Raw genomic sequence first — 12,103 nt, forward strand, 5'->3', positions numbered from 1 at the left:
GCGGCGGATCTCGTTGCTCATCTCGGGATCAATGATTGCGGTGGGGGAGTTTGAGCGATGAGTTCCATTTATGAACTTCCAGACGATGTCAGAAACTCTGCTGCAAAGGCCCTTGATGAAGTTACGGCACTTGAGGGCGAGCTTTTCCATACGAAGGTTGATGCTGTCGGTCGGGCAATTTTTGCCGAGAGACAGCGCGCATCGAAGGAGATCGCGCGCTTGACCGCAGCTCTTGCAAAGCTGGCTTCTCCAGAACCCATCGCAGTCAATGGCAACATGCAAGGTCAATCGGATGTCCGCATACAGTACGCGAGGATCGTCCTCAAGGGAGGTCGGCCATGACGAAGCAATCATCCACCATCTGCGCAGCCCGTCAAATTCAGCGCCGTGAAGTGAACCCGGACCCAGTTGGATCGGAATGGCTAGACGATTTCCGCCATCTCTTCGCCGATGAATTTCCCGAGCCGGAATGCGAAGCCGCACGCGCCGTTGAAGGCCATGATCCTCATCCGAGAGATCGGGCCGTTGTTCCATCAGATCGAATGAAGAGGGTAGGGGCATGAGCAAAGACACAGTTCTACAAGCCTTTATCTTCTTCGTTATCGCCAGCAATTTCATCGTCTGCGTGGTTGCTGTTGTCCTTCCTTGGCTCAGGGAAGCCTTCAGGAAGCGTCCTCGCCATGAGGCGGTGATTATCCCCTTTGCGCGTCCGTCGCGCCGCGGAGGACGCCATGTCTGATTTCCTTCTCGGTCTTCAATACTGCGGCTATGCCTTCGGGCTTTTGCTACTCGCCATTTTCCCATTGCCGCTCCTCATCCAGTTCGCTCGATGGGTATACGGCAGCAAAGATCATTCCGAGGATGTTGGGGCGCCTGAAGGCGACCTCTCCAAACATCACGAGGTGACGAAATGACCACCTCATTCTTCAAATTTTCCACGACCACCGAAGCTACCGCGCCCACCGTCGCCAAACTTTGCGGCGCAACGCTTCGTGTTCGTGATCATCATTATCAGTCGTCAATTAGCGGCTGAACTCCTTTCGAACCAGTCCCGTGCCACGACGGATTAGTGACACAGGAAACTTAGAAAATGTCCGAATTTCGCAGGGAAAAATCCGAAATGTCTAGCGTTGAATTTTTTTGCCAAAACGCGATGCAACAGAAAATCGCTCCCCCTCACATGGGCAGCGTGAAGAAGCGCATACGCCACGCAGCAACAGAGCTGCGCTGGTCTTTCACAAGAACAAAAGACGCTTGGTACGCCGATCCCAGGATCAGCATTGATGGGGAGGAGCTTACTCGCGTCGAGCAAGTAAGTGGATTGGAATATGCACAACGTGAAGTCAGGACCATCGATGATCTCATCGCCAAAGCAGACGCTCTCTTGGACGGCCCGGAAGCGGATTTCCATCGCCCGTTCGTTGCTGCGTTTCGCGCGTTCATTGGCGTACTTGATCGCTCCTGAGCTGAAAGAGGGCGCCTGAAAGGGCGTCCTTTTTTATGGCCGTAACGTTCGGATTTTTCCGAAAACTCAGAAAGAGGTGACGCATGACGGCAATCGCCGGTGACAATACGAAAGCAGACCGCGAACGCAGAGTTCAGTTTTCCTACTATCATCAGAAGGATCGGGACATTGCCGCCAAGATCCGCGCTCTGAATGAAGAGAAGAAATCAAACCGGCAGAACGCGAAAGCAGCCGGCTTTGCTAGCGCCAAGCTCGACCATTATCTGAAATCGTTCCTTGCCGAGGATCAGCAGAAGCCGGTCGACAAGCTTAAGTCTGAACGCGAAAATCTTATCTGGCTTGGGCTCATCCCTGACAATCCGCAAGGTGATCTTCTGTCCGACCGTGCCGACCGTGAGCAGCTTGTCGCGGCCAAGGGCTTCCATGCCGGCCTGAACAACCTAGATCGCGTATCCGGCTATGACGGCGGCAGTTCCGACGACAAGCACTGGCTGGAGTCGTATGACGCCGGCAAGAAGGAATACGACACGACGATTCCTGACATCCTGGCCCGCGCCAAGGCTGCTGCTTCCAAGGAAGAGCCGGCCAGCGATGGAGACCCGTTCGCCAATTCCGGCGACGCCGACGAATGGGCATCGGCCGCCCCGCAAGTTTCTCACTGAGTTCCCCCGGCGGCTCGCTTACCTCCTCCCAAGGCTTGAGCCGCCCAACTAGCCGTCGCGAATGGCGGCATTTTCTTTCCAGCGAGGCTGAAATGCTCAATGTCAATGACAGTGTTCCAGTAAAGCACAATTCCATGATCTGCCCTTGCTGCCTTCAGTTTGTCGAAGGCGCGTCGATATTGGCTGATCCCATCAACTGCAAAATCGCGAATGGGTCTCAGTCGGTCAGGTTCACTCGCAAGCAGTTCAACGTAGCGAAGTTCCTTGTCGATTGCTTCCCGCTGATGGCTGAGAAAGAGCGGATCTACGATCACGTATTCCTCGACCGGCATGGCGAAGGTCCGGAAATCAAAATCGTCGATGTCATGATCTGCAAGATCAGGCCGGCCCTCGCGGATATCGGCCTCGTGATAGAAACCGTCTGGGGCAAAGGCTACAAGATTGTAATGGCCGATGCTTCGCAAGGAAACGCGCTGAAGGAAGCCAGTGTCCGCCATCGCTTGCCCGGCTCAATGCATCGCTGGTTGCCGGAGCACGATGAGCAACTTCTCAGCCTGATGCGCCGCGGCATGAAGGTATCAGCCTGCGCCGCTGTGATGAAGCTTCCCTATATGACCATCGAGCGCGCCTATAAGCGCCTGCAGTCTCAGATTTGAGGGGCTGGACATGCTGAAGCAGCCTTTCAAATGGACTGACCAGAACATCGAGACGTTGAAAACGATGGTCGCAAAAGGCCATAGCGCCTCGCAGGTGGGTATCTCGCTCGGTTGCTCACGGAATGCCGCCCTGAGCAAAGCCTTTCGCCTAGGGCTTCAATTTCACGGCGACAGTGTTGTCCGGAAGATCGAAGCCCGTGAAGAACGCCGATCCACGCGGGCGAGTACTCTCTGGTCAGAGCAAGAGCTATCGAAGGCCTCAAAGCTCTGGAATGAGGGATGGACATCGCAACAGATCGGTATCGCCATCGGCAAGACCGGCAATGCTGTAAACGCCAAGGCGCAAGACAGGCGCGATCTTTTCCCGTTCCGTAATCGAGCGACCCATCAGGTGGAAATGGCTTCCTGCCATGCCAAACTGCAGAACCATGTCAGGCTTGAGAGAGAGGCCAAGGCTTCGGAGCGGGCACAGCGCGGATTTGACAGTTCGATGTTCGCCATTCCCGACACGTCTCCGGTGCGGTTCATCGATCTTACCGCCCATCAGTGCAAGTTCCCGATATCGGCCGCAGACGGTCCCTCAAACGCGGATATGCCTTGCTGTAGGATGAGGATATCCCTCGGCTCATATTGCAGTCATCACGCGGCTATTGCCCGAGGCGAGGGCACGAGAAGCGAGCGCGTGGCTCTGGATGGAATTGGAGGGCGGAAGCTTTGAAGGTTCTGGCATTCGACCCTAGTAAGACGACTGGATATGCATTCTGGGATACTTCCCGCGATCATTCGTCAATCCGTTGCGGCGTCCTGGAGATGCCCGACAAGGCCGATCCCTACTATACTGGCGACCAATTGGGACTCAAGGTCACGAAGCTTATCCGCGAGTTTGGAAAGCCGGATTTTGCCATCCTTGAGGAACAATCGCTCGCACAGATCGGCAAGAGCAATGCGGCAGCAATTATCTATGCGTGGGGTACCTCACTCGCCATCGTGGCAACCTTGTCTAATTTTGGCGTGCCTTACGGAACAATCCCGCCAGGGGCGTGGCGCAAGCTCTTCTTCGGGCAGGGATACAAGCCTCCTTTGAAGCCGACGAAGCCCGGAAAGAAGGCGGAGAACGACTGGAAAGGCGCGGCCGTTTCCGAATGTGAGCGGATGGGGATCGTATTGCCCACGCAAAAGACGATATCGCACAACGCGGCCGAGGCTTGCGCTCTGGCGATCTGCTGGCGTGGGGCAAAGCTTCACGCCCGGCGCTATGAGCCGGCCTTCATGGCTCTTCTACAGCAGCGCAATGAGCGCTCCGCTTCGGCCGATCTGTTCGGGAGCGCCGCATGATCCAGTTCCTTGACGGGCGTGTCGGCCTTCACATTGGCGATTGCCTTGCGGTTCTCGCGACCATGGAAAGCGATAGCGTCGACTGCGTCGTGACGTCTCCTCCTTATTGGGGCCTTCGCGACTACGGCGTTGATGGACAGATCGGCCTTGAACCGACACTTGCCGAACACCTTGCTGTGATGGTCGCGGTATTTGAAGAGGTTAAGCGAGTTCTCAACCCAACTGGCACTTGTTGGATCAACTATGGCGATTGCTATGCAACGACGCCAAACGGTCGTAGCGCAGCGGATACAAAAGCAGCCGGCAATGATGATCGGACGTTCCGCGACAAGCCATTCTCGACAGTCGGCCCGATCACAACAGGCAATACACCGAAGCGTGCGGGGGTCTCTGAAAACCTCGGCAATACGGCTTCTGACGGTGTTCGGCGCAATTTCAGTGGCGAAGGATATTTAAAGCCAAAAGACCTCTGCATGATCCCGAACAGGCTCGCGATTGCCCTGCAGGATGCCGGATGGTGGGTGCGATCGGAAATCATATGGGGGAAGACAAACCCCATGCCCGACAGTTCCGGTGCCTATCGCCCGTCGACATCGCACGAAAAGATTTTCCTTTTGACTAAGAGCGAAGACGCCGACGTCTGGCGCGCTCGTGACACGGGTGAAATCTCCTTCTTCCCTGATTTGGCCGAACGATGCCCCCTTGTGACAGACCCAAGGCGCACGGGCGCGCGCTGGATGAGAATGGGCGCTTATTATGACGCTGAGATCGTAAAGCAGGGGCGGTCGTCTGATGAAGACGCCGCTACCTTCCGAGGCGGCTCATATGTTGGCGGCCAGCCGGGTCCCCGTACGGTGACTGGCAACAAGCGCATCAAGATGCCCGATGGATGGGATACCGGTGCTGGTGGCCACGGGTCTAGACACCGCCGCGGTAGAGAGGCCGGAAAGGTCATAGAGGTCACGCCGCGCCATCAGGGCCATATCAATCACACTGGCCTGGACGAGCTTGGACGGGGCGACGGGCGATATCTCCGCAATTATGAGCCTGCACCTCTGACCGTCTGGGAAATGGCTACACAGGCCTTTTCCGAAGCCCACTTCGCGACATTCCCCCCGGAGCTTGCCGAACGTTGCATCCTCGCAGGCTGCCCCAAGGGCGGCTTGGTGCTCGATCCCTTCGGAGGCGCGGGTACCACGGCGCTTGTCGCCCTACGCCACGGCCGGCGCGCTGAGCTGATCGAGCTAAATCCAGAATATGCCGAGATCACACAGCGTCGGATCGAAACCGAATGGCGCGTACCGCAGAAGCCAAGGGCGGTTGATCATGGCCCTCTATTCGCTGGAGGTACCGCATGAACGCTCAAGCCAGAGACTTCCATGGCTCTCCAACTCTTCCAGATGCGATCGAAGCCGAGCAAGCCCTGTTGGGCGCGCTCCTCATGAAGAATGACAGTATTGAGGCTGTGCCTGTCAATTTCGAGGCCAGCCATTTCGAAGAGAGGATTCACTTCCTCATGTTCGAGGCGATGCTGAAACTTCGAGCTGATGGCAAAACCTTCAGCCCGATCACGCTTAAGAACATGCTACCTAATGAGCGGATAGGGGATTTAACGCTCCCGCAATATATGGCTCGCTTGGTGAGTGATGCTGTGGGCTTCATCAACATTCCGGACTGGTGTGCGGCAATCACCGCAGCGGCAGCTCGACGTGAGATCCACTCCCTTGCTGATGATCTCCGACAGATCGCCTTCGAGGAAGAGCTTAGGATACCGGATGACATTGCGGCGCTTCGCCAGCGTCTTGCGGAGGTCACGCAGAGCCTATCTGGTGAAGAAGCGACCTTCTCCCTATCCGACGCCATAGATCGCACACTAGACGCCACTGCGGGTCAAGGATCGGCCATATCCGGTATTAACCCAGGCATTCCCGAAGTCATGCAGCTTACAGGCCCTTGGCAGAATGGGCAGCTCATTGTCATCGGCGGCGGCGTCAAGCAGGGAAAGACAGCCCTTGCAATGCAATGCATGTTTGAGATGGCCCGAGAATACCCCATCTTCCTCTTCAGCGGCGAGATGACCGTCGATCAAATCTTGATGAGAGAAAAGGCAAGACGCAGCGGCGTCTCAGCTCGTCAGCAAAAGCTCAAGAAGGTGACCGGAGACGAGATCGAAATGCTCGTGCGCGCCGGTCTAGAGATGAAAAGCTTGCAGCATATCGAAATCGACTGCAGGCGCCTCACGCTCGATCAGTTCTGCAAGAAGGCTCGATCACTCAAGAAGTCACACAATATCGGCGCGGCCTTTGCTGATCATATCGGCAAATTCCGGTGGGAAGGCAAAATGGCTGACGCCGAAGAGCATAAGCAGGCCCATGTCGCAACGTCTGGGCTCAAAGACCTTTCGATGGAATTGAATATCCCGATCATAGCGCTCACCCACCTGAAGAAATCAGCCTTCCAAGACTATCAAGGCCGAAACTATGAAGAGCGCCTGAAGGCAGTTCTGTATCGCCGCCCCACATACCGCGATCTCTTGGGCAATCTCGACAAGGATGCTGACCAAGTTCTCATACCATTCCAGCCGCGGCCAATCCTCGCCGGTATGGAGCCTGGGGAAGGGACATCTGACTGGAACGTGTGGCGCGAACTGATGGATCAGACCGAGGGAAAGGCTGAGATATTGCTGTCTCTTTCCCGTGAAAGCGAGTTTCCTCGGCGTCGAGACATCGCATGGGACGGCAATTCAACCAGCTACGGCCCTTCCTACAAGCAACAGCAAAATGCTCGGGAGCTTTTCTGATGCAAAAACAGACATGCGTGATTGATGGATGCGCGAACCCGGCACACGCCAGAGGATGGTGCAGCAAACATTATTGGCGCTGGCATCGCAACGGCGATCCGCTTGCCGGTTCAACAGGCAATGGCGAGCCCTTACGGTTCATTGAAGGTGTGCTTCTGTCGGACTCGGACCAATGCGTCTTTTGGCCATTCGGAAAGGCTGGAAAGGGTTATGGCGTCTTCCATGTGGACGGCGAGCAGATCTATGCTCACCGTTTTGTGTGTGAGAAAGTACGCGGGGCTCCTCCTTCGCCTCTTCATGAGGCCGCCCATTCCTGCGGCAACGGCCATCGTGGCTGCATAACTCCGAACCATTTGCGGTGGGCAACAGTAGCCGAAAATCATTCTGATAAACTTTTACATGGGACTGCCAACCGCGGCGAGAGACACGGACTAGCCAAACTCACAGAGGCGGATGTCCTCAAAATCCGCGCCTTAGGAGGCTCGTTGTCGCAAGAAAAAATAGGGCTATCAGTTGGCTGTAGCCGATCGCAGGTTAAGCGCGTGCTATCGGGTGAATGCTGGGGATGGCTTAAATGAATTCCTTCCAGATTGGCGCTCAATCAGTTCCTGGCGGTTACCTAGCCTGGTTCCGCAAAGTCCACCGCTGCGATAACGAGATCATCCGCGGCAAGGGTGGTCATCCAATTGTCTATCCGACAAAGGCAGAAGCGAAGGCTGCGGCTGGGGATGCTTTGATTGCCTATCTGAACGGCTCAATGGTCCGTGATGGTGCTGTCCTCGAAGCCAAGTCAAAGGCCGACGAGCTATTCAATCTCCCGAAGGCGAGGGCACGGGCATGAACGAACTCACCTCCAAATCTCTAAAGCCTGAATGGAGACTTGAAGACGGTGCCATTATCCTCAGAATGGCCCGTATAGCGCCAAAGACGAGCAAGGTGAGGATAACCTGCGCCATGCTCGAAAAGGAAGCCAACGCCCATGTACGGCTGTTTTATAGCCGTCGTGCATCGGCAAAGGGTTTGACGGTCTACGATTTCATCAGACTGCAGGCAAAGGCCGAGGGGATCAACTATGAAATCCTCACGGCCGGCACTCAATACCGTCTCTATTACCGCCAGCGTCAACAAGTGCTGATCAAGACTGCGGATCGATTCCCTCATCTGACTTCCACCCAATTGGGCAGACTGTTCCATAGGGATCATACGAGCATTTTAACGGCGCTCGGCCGGACAGCATCAGCCAAGCGGAAGCAGTCTGCGAAGAAGGAACGGCTGGCAATCGAGAAGGTTATCGAAGCATGACCGATCGTATCTGCTGCTGCGTTCCCCATTGTCGGCGCACTACCGCAAAGGACACGCTGCCCTATGGCTTCAATGAATGGGTTTGCCAGCCGCACTATGCTGATGTGGATATCAAGCTGAAGCGACAGCGTGCGGCACTTCGTCGCCGGAACGTCAAGCGCATCGATGCAGAGAGATACGTCGCGACCGATGACCGGATGTGGCGCCGGATCAAGAAGCAGGCAATCGAGAGGGCGGCCCGGATATGAAATATCCAGAGGCAGAAGCGATCTTTGAGGAGTTCGACATTCGCGTCGTCCCCGCAAATGTCGTTCCTGCGGTCAGAGAGACGAGGGCGGTCGCAACTCTCCATAGGATCGCTAAGCGGTACGGGAAGGATCACGCCAGATTCATCGTGATGACGTTTGCTGAAACTGCTAATTCGCAAGGCAGCATTAATGAGCATTCCCTTTGGGCAGTGAGCGACATGGTTCGCTTGGCCGAGAAGAATTTCCCGGCGTTGATGACGACGGATGTTTCTTCATGGTTTTCCTTTTTCGACAGCATACCGTTCGGGTGGATGCAGCTCTGGTCTGAAGACACGGACGGGATAGTCCCCAAACGTTTTGTTCTCGTTGGCATGATTTATGAGCGAATGAAGCGCGTCTTCGGACCTCTTCATTCGGAACCAGATCTCTTTGATGATCGCAGGAGGGCTTAATGCCTCGTGGAATGAAGAATGGTATAGGGGCCAGATATCAAGACCTATCCGGCGCACGGTTCGGCAGGCTCGTTGCTATAACAGACATGGGCAGAGATGCGCATAAAAATGCGGTTTGGCTTTGCCGTTGTGATTGTGGCGCTGAGAAGAATGTATCTAGCGCTCAGCTAGTAAGCCACAAGACATCATCTTGTGGGTGCCTAGCCCGCGAGATGGTGAGCGAAAGAAAACTGGTAAATTTGACAGGCAGCCGCTTCGGGAAGTTAACGGTCACCACCAGGGCAGACAACAGCGCTCATGGTAAAGCCATGTGGAATGTCATTTGCGACTGCGGGACGGAGAAGGCAGTCATCGGCTCGTCCATGACAGGGGGCAGAACGACCTCCTGCGGATGCGCCGCAAGCGAACGAGGAGAACAGCGCCTGACCCATGGCATGTCCAAATCGAAGGAATACCAAACGTGGGCAAGTATGATTGGTCGGTGCTACATCGAAAGCGCGACAGGATATAAAAACTATGGGGGACGAGGGATTAAGGTCTGCGATGAGTGGCGTAATTCGTTCGAAGCGTTCTTTGCCCACATTGGAGTTCGCCCCTCCGCTCAACACTCTATTGACCGATACCCAGACGTAGACGGCAACTATGAGCCCGGAAACGTGCGTTGGGCGATATCCACCGATCAGGCAAGAAACAAGCGCAACAATTACTTGGTCACAATCAACGAAGAAACGAAGACGTTAGCCGAATGGTGTGAATCTTTGGGGCTGCCGTACGGCACGATCAGCTCCCGGATAAGAAAACTAGGTTGGACGCCAGAAGAGGCGCTTGGTTTTAGAGAAAGGGCAGCAGCATGACTGAGGCGGAAATCACTGAAATCTTCATCCGTGCTGCCGAGGTGGATCGGAAGCTCCCGAACACAGCGCGGCCGGCTCACCTGAAAGCCGTGAACATCGGTATAGTCCACACCTTCGGTGACATGAGCCATTGGCATGCGGATGAGCTTCATGAAGTGCGATGGGCATGGCTCGATCCGAAGAAACTTAGAGCGACCACAAACGACGTGGGTATCTGGGAAGTCGCCATGGAAATGATGAAGCTCGTCCCCGATCCGAAGAAGCGTCGGGCATTATGGGCATGGTCTCGGGCGCAGGCAGGCGGTATAGCTTTCGCCAAGTGGTGCCGTGAAATCGAGCAACCTGGGATACAGCGACAGACCGGAGAATGGAGACGGGAGGCCGCTATTGAATGTATTTTTAGAGCTTTCGCCCGCAAGCCATTGCAGCATAACGAAAAGCAGGAAGAGCCGGACTTTACAAACGACCCGGAAATAGGGGATAAAAGGTCCAACATCGAAGTATGGCGCGCTGCTGACGCCAAGCCCATGGCCTGCGATTTTGATAAGAACCTTGAACGGTTCGAGTGGGCCGACATGATGAACGCTCGCCGACGCCAGCGAGACGCTGAGAAGCGCAAGCGGCAGGCGGCATAGAAGGACAACGGAAACAGAACCTGCCACGCCTCTCAACGATGCGCACCCCGGCGGGTCATATTCGAGGCGAATGCAGGCGAGACTACAGGCTTTGATGTCTCGCCAATCCTTGTCGCCTCAGCAAGATCTGGAATGGGTGTCGCGTAGGAGCGCACGGCGTGGGATTCGACGGATAGCCTTATGGTCTCTGCTGCATAAACTATCGAGCCCGACACTGCTGGCCAGCAACATTCCAGAGCTAATCCGCCCAATAGGGCAACGAGATCGGGAAGGTGAAGGCAGGCCCGTTACAAGCCGAGCCGGAGCCACGGGATGCATGGCGCATAACCAGTAGATAGGGTAATCCGGCCCTTCTCGATACCCATTCCTCCCAAGAGGAACATGACGGCGGCAGTAGGAAGCACTTCTGCAAGGCGCCCGACGAACGTCTCAGGCAGTACCGTTTTGCACTTCAATGTGACGGACTTCATACCTGAGGGCCTATTGAAGCTGGAATAGCGCCCAGCCCGTCATGAATTATCCGTAAGCCTGTAGGCAGGCATGTATCTCGGCCCGATCGGCATAACTGCTGGTCGGGCTTTTCATTGCCAACCTCAGGAAAAACTCATGGCTTATGACGAAGATAAATGTGCCCCGGCCAATGTGCTTGAGCATGCTGAAAGCGTCTTCATTCGCTCTATCCAGCTTTCTCAGCAAGTGAGGGCACTCGTGGACCACCTCTGCGGCTGCGTACCGGAGGCCGTAGGAAAGCCGCAAGACCCGTCCTATGCCAACGCGTTCGGACAGCTTCGCAATCGCGCTGATGATGCGCTTTCGGCAATTCAGGGTGCTAGGGAAGCCCTTCATCGCCTCGAAGCCGAGGTCGGCTTCTATCAGACGGAAGCATCTGAGCCGAAAGTGTCGAAGGCGCGATTTGCCGTCTAATCGGCTTTTCATTGGAGAGTGAGATGAACCTGCCTGACATCACGGCATTCTTTTATCTTGCGATGTTCGGTTTGGTCTGCGCCGCGCTCACATTCTTGGGCGGCTTCGCAGCGCTCGTTTATTTCATCCTGTTCCACGTCCAAATCGTTTGACCGCCGCATGACCCACACAGTCATCATAGACGAAGCCCAGTGCAAGAAAGCTCTTGCCTCGGTCCTCTCCTATGCCTGGATACGTCAAGCAACGACGGAAGACGGTCGTGATGGCTGGGCTCTGATGGATTGCGACGGCGAACTAGTCCTATTCAGCGAAGTCCGGTCAGATCCGTTTTATTACGCGGCTCGTCATGATCTTCGCGTGGTGGCGCTGAACTGATGATGGTCGGCAGCGTCAGAGATGAAGGTGGTTAAGCAGAACAGCTTCAAGACGCTTATGCCAGCCTTCCCCAGTCGATTTGAAGTGCTTGATGATGCGCGGGTCTAACCGCAGCGTCAGAAGCTCTTTCGGGTTATCGACCTTAGGGCGCCCGCGCTTGCCAGTACGCTTGGGGTCATGTTCTTTCACTCGCTCAAAACGAATAGCCATCTGAGCAATCTATTAAAAGTACTACGGATAATCAAGATGACCGAACGCGAGAAGCAAGCCGAGGTCGACAACCTCATAGCAGTCCTTAAGCAAGAGGGAATGCCGTATCCGATGGGTATGGGTATCGTCTCAGGACCGGCGCTCAATTCTGTCCTGGCTGATTGCCGGCGGTTGGTGACTGTGGC

At 55.4% G+C, this 12,103-nt stretch carries 21 protein-coding genes; 19 read left to right on the forward strand and 2 right to left on the reverse strand.

From position 1 onward, the window contains the following. A partial coding sequence (locus tag JTP94_RS31625; protein WP_204854323.1) for a hypothetical protein occupies window positions 1–288 on the reverse strand: 288 nt, incomplete at its 3' end. A gap of 50 nt (window positions 289–338) precedes the next feature. Between JTP94_RS31625 and JTP94_RS31630 the strand changes: the two genes are divergently transcribed. The 19 genes from JTP94_RS31630 to JTP94_RS31715 all read left to right on the forward strand — a co-directional run bounded on the left by JTP94_RS31630 (window position 339) and on the right by JTP94_RS31715 (window position 11,708). Continuing rightward, window positions 339–563: a hypothetical protein gene (locus JTP94_RS31630; RefSeq protein ID WP_204854324.1), complete on the forward strand. Its 225-nt coding sequence runs from the start codon at window positions 339–341 to the stop codon at window positions 561–563. Then, the gene (locus tag JTP94_RS31635) at window positions 560–739 is read left to right on the forward strand and encodes a hypothetical protein (protein ID WP_204854325.1); all 180 of its coding nucleotides are present in this window, start codon (window positions 560–562) and stop codon (window positions 737–739) included. The genes JTP94_RS31630 and JTP94_RS31635 overlap by 4 nt, the downstream gene beginning before the upstream one ends. Beyond that, complete coding sequence (locus tag JTP94_RS31640; RefSeq protein ID WP_204854326.1) at window positions 732–914, forward strand: hypothetical protein; 183 nt, start codon at window positions 732–734, stop codon at window positions 912–914. The genes JTP94_RS31635 and JTP94_RS31640 overlap by 8 nt, the downstream gene beginning before the upstream one ends. Window positions 915–1,090: 176 nt before the next feature. Further along, window positions 1,091–1,465: a hypothetical protein gene (locus JTP94_RS31645; protein ID WP_204854327.1), complete on the forward strand. Its 375-nt coding sequence runs from the start codon at window positions 1,091–1,093 to the stop codon at window positions 1,463–1,465. Window positions 1,466–1,548: 83 nt separating this feature from the next. Further along, on the forward strand, window positions 1,549–2,127 hold the full coding sequence (locus tag JTP94_RS31650) for a hypothetical protein (protein WP_204854328.1): 579 nt from the start codon (window positions 1,549–1,551) through the stop codon (window positions 2,125–2,127). Further along, window positions 2,094–2,783, forward strand: a complete 690-nt coding sequence (locus JTP94_RS31655) for a winged helix-turn-helix domain-containing protein (RefSeq protein ID WP_204854329.1) — start codon at window positions 2,094–2,096, stop codon at window positions 2,781–2,783. The genes JTP94_RS31650 and JTP94_RS31655 overlap by 34 nt, the downstream gene beginning before the upstream one ends. A gap of 10 nt (window positions 2,784–2,793) precedes the next feature. After that, window positions 2,794–3,501 carry a GcrA family cell cycle regulator gene (locus JTP94_RS36100; RefSeq protein ID WP_204854330.1) on the forward strand — a complete coding sequence of 236 codons (708 nt, stop codon included), beginning with the start codon at window positions 2,794–2,796 and terminating at the stop codon, window positions 3,499–3,501. After that, window positions 3,498–4,118 (forward strand): hypothetical protein, encoded by a 621-nt coding sequence (locus tag JTP94_RS31665; protein ID WP_204854331.1) that lies wholly within the window; start codon window positions 3,498–3,500, stop codon window positions 4,116–4,118. The genes JTP94_RS36100 and JTP94_RS31665 overlap by 4 nt, the downstream gene beginning before the upstream one ends. Then, window positions 4,115–5,476 carry a site-specific DNA-methyltransferase gene (locus JTP94_RS31670; protein ID WP_204854332.1) on the forward strand — a complete coding sequence of 454 codons (1,362 nt, stop codon included), beginning with the start codon at window positions 4,115–4,117 and terminating at the stop codon, window positions 5,474–5,476. The genes JTP94_RS31665 and JTP94_RS31670 overlap by 4 nt, the downstream gene beginning before the upstream one ends. Next, window positions 5,473–6,918, forward strand: coding sequence for a DnaB-like helicase C-terminal domain-containing protein (locus tag JTP94_RS31675; protein WP_204854333.1), 1,446 nt, complete (start codon window positions 5,473–5,475; stop codon window positions 6,916–6,918). The genes JTP94_RS31670 and JTP94_RS31675 overlap by 4 nt, the downstream gene beginning before the upstream one ends. A gap of 574 nt (window positions 6,919–7,492) precedes the next feature. Then, window positions 7,493–7,759 (forward strand): hypothetical protein, encoded by a 267-nt coding sequence (locus tag JTP94_RS31680; protein WP_204854334.1) that lies wholly within the window; start codon window positions 7,493–7,495, stop codon window positions 7,757–7,759. After that, window positions 7,756–8,220: a hypothetical protein gene (locus JTP94_RS31685; RefSeq protein ID WP_204854335.1), complete on the forward strand. Its 465-nt coding sequence runs from the start codon at window positions 7,756–7,758 to the stop codon at window positions 8,218–8,220. The genes JTP94_RS31680 and JTP94_RS31685 overlap by 4 nt, the downstream gene beginning before the upstream one ends. Further along, window positions 8,217–8,468 carry a hypothetical protein gene (locus JTP94_RS31690; RefSeq protein WP_204854336.1) on the forward strand — a complete coding sequence of 84 codons (252 nt, stop codon included), beginning with the start codon at window positions 8,217–8,219 and terminating at the stop codon, window positions 8,466–8,468. Before JTP94_RS31685 ends, JTP94_RS31690 begins: the two co-directional genes overlap by 4 nt. Beyond that, complete coding sequence (locus JTP94_RS31695; RefSeq protein WP_204854337.1) at window positions 8,465–8,920, forward strand: hypothetical protein; 456 nt, start codon at window positions 8,465–8,467, stop codon at window positions 8,918–8,920. Before JTP94_RS31690 ends, JTP94_RS31695 begins: the two co-directional genes overlap by 4 nt. 239 nt (window positions 8,921–9,159) lie before the next feature. Beyond that, complete coding sequence (locus tag JTP94_RS31700) at window positions 9,160–9,774, forward strand: hypothetical protein (protein ID WP_204854338.1); 615 nt, start codon at window positions 9,160–9,162, stop codon at window positions 9,772–9,774. Then, on the forward strand, window positions 9,771–10,409 hold the full coding sequence (locus JTP94_RS31705; RefSeq protein WP_204854339.1) for a hypothetical protein: 639 nt from the start codon (window positions 9,771–9,773) through the stop codon (window positions 10,407–10,409). Before JTP94_RS31700 ends, JTP94_RS31705 begins: the two co-directional genes overlap by 4 nt. Before the next feature lie 540 nt (window positions 10,410–10,949). Next, window positions 10,950–11,333, forward strand: coding sequence for a hypothetical protein (locus JTP94_RS31710; RefSeq protein ID WP_204854340.1), 384 nt, complete (start codon window positions 10,950–10,952; stop codon window positions 11,331–11,333). A 23-nt stretch (window positions 11,334–11,356) separates the two neighbouring features. Next, window positions 11,357–11,485 carry a hypothetical protein gene (locus tag JTP94_RS35860; protein ID WP_281434846.1) on the forward strand — a complete coding sequence of 43 codons (129 nt, stop codon included), beginning with the start codon at window positions 11,357–11,359 and terminating at the stop codon, window positions 11,483–11,485. A gap of 7 nt (window positions 11,486–11,492) precedes the next feature. Further along, window positions 11,493–11,708, forward strand: a complete 216-nt coding sequence (locus JTP94_RS31715) for a hypothetical protein (protein ID WP_204854341.1) — start codon at window positions 11,493–11,495, stop codon at window positions 11,706–11,708. A gap of 15 nt (window positions 11,709–11,723) precedes the next feature. Here JTP94_RS31715 and JTP94_RS31720 read toward each other — a convergent pair whose 3' ends face one another. Continuing rightward, window positions 11,724–11,918, reverse strand: coding sequence for a BrnA antitoxin family protein (locus JTP94_RS31720; RefSeq protein ID WP_204854342.1), 195 nt, complete (start codon window positions 11,916–11,918; stop codon window positions 11,724–11,726). Window positions 11,919–12,103 lie beyond the last annotated feature (185 nt).

Source organism: Martinezella lusitana, assembly GCF_016901135.1.
GTDB classification, from domain to species: Bacteria; Pseudomonadota; Alphaproteobacteria; order Rhizobiales; family Rhizobiaceae; genus Rhizobium; species Rhizobium lusitanum_D.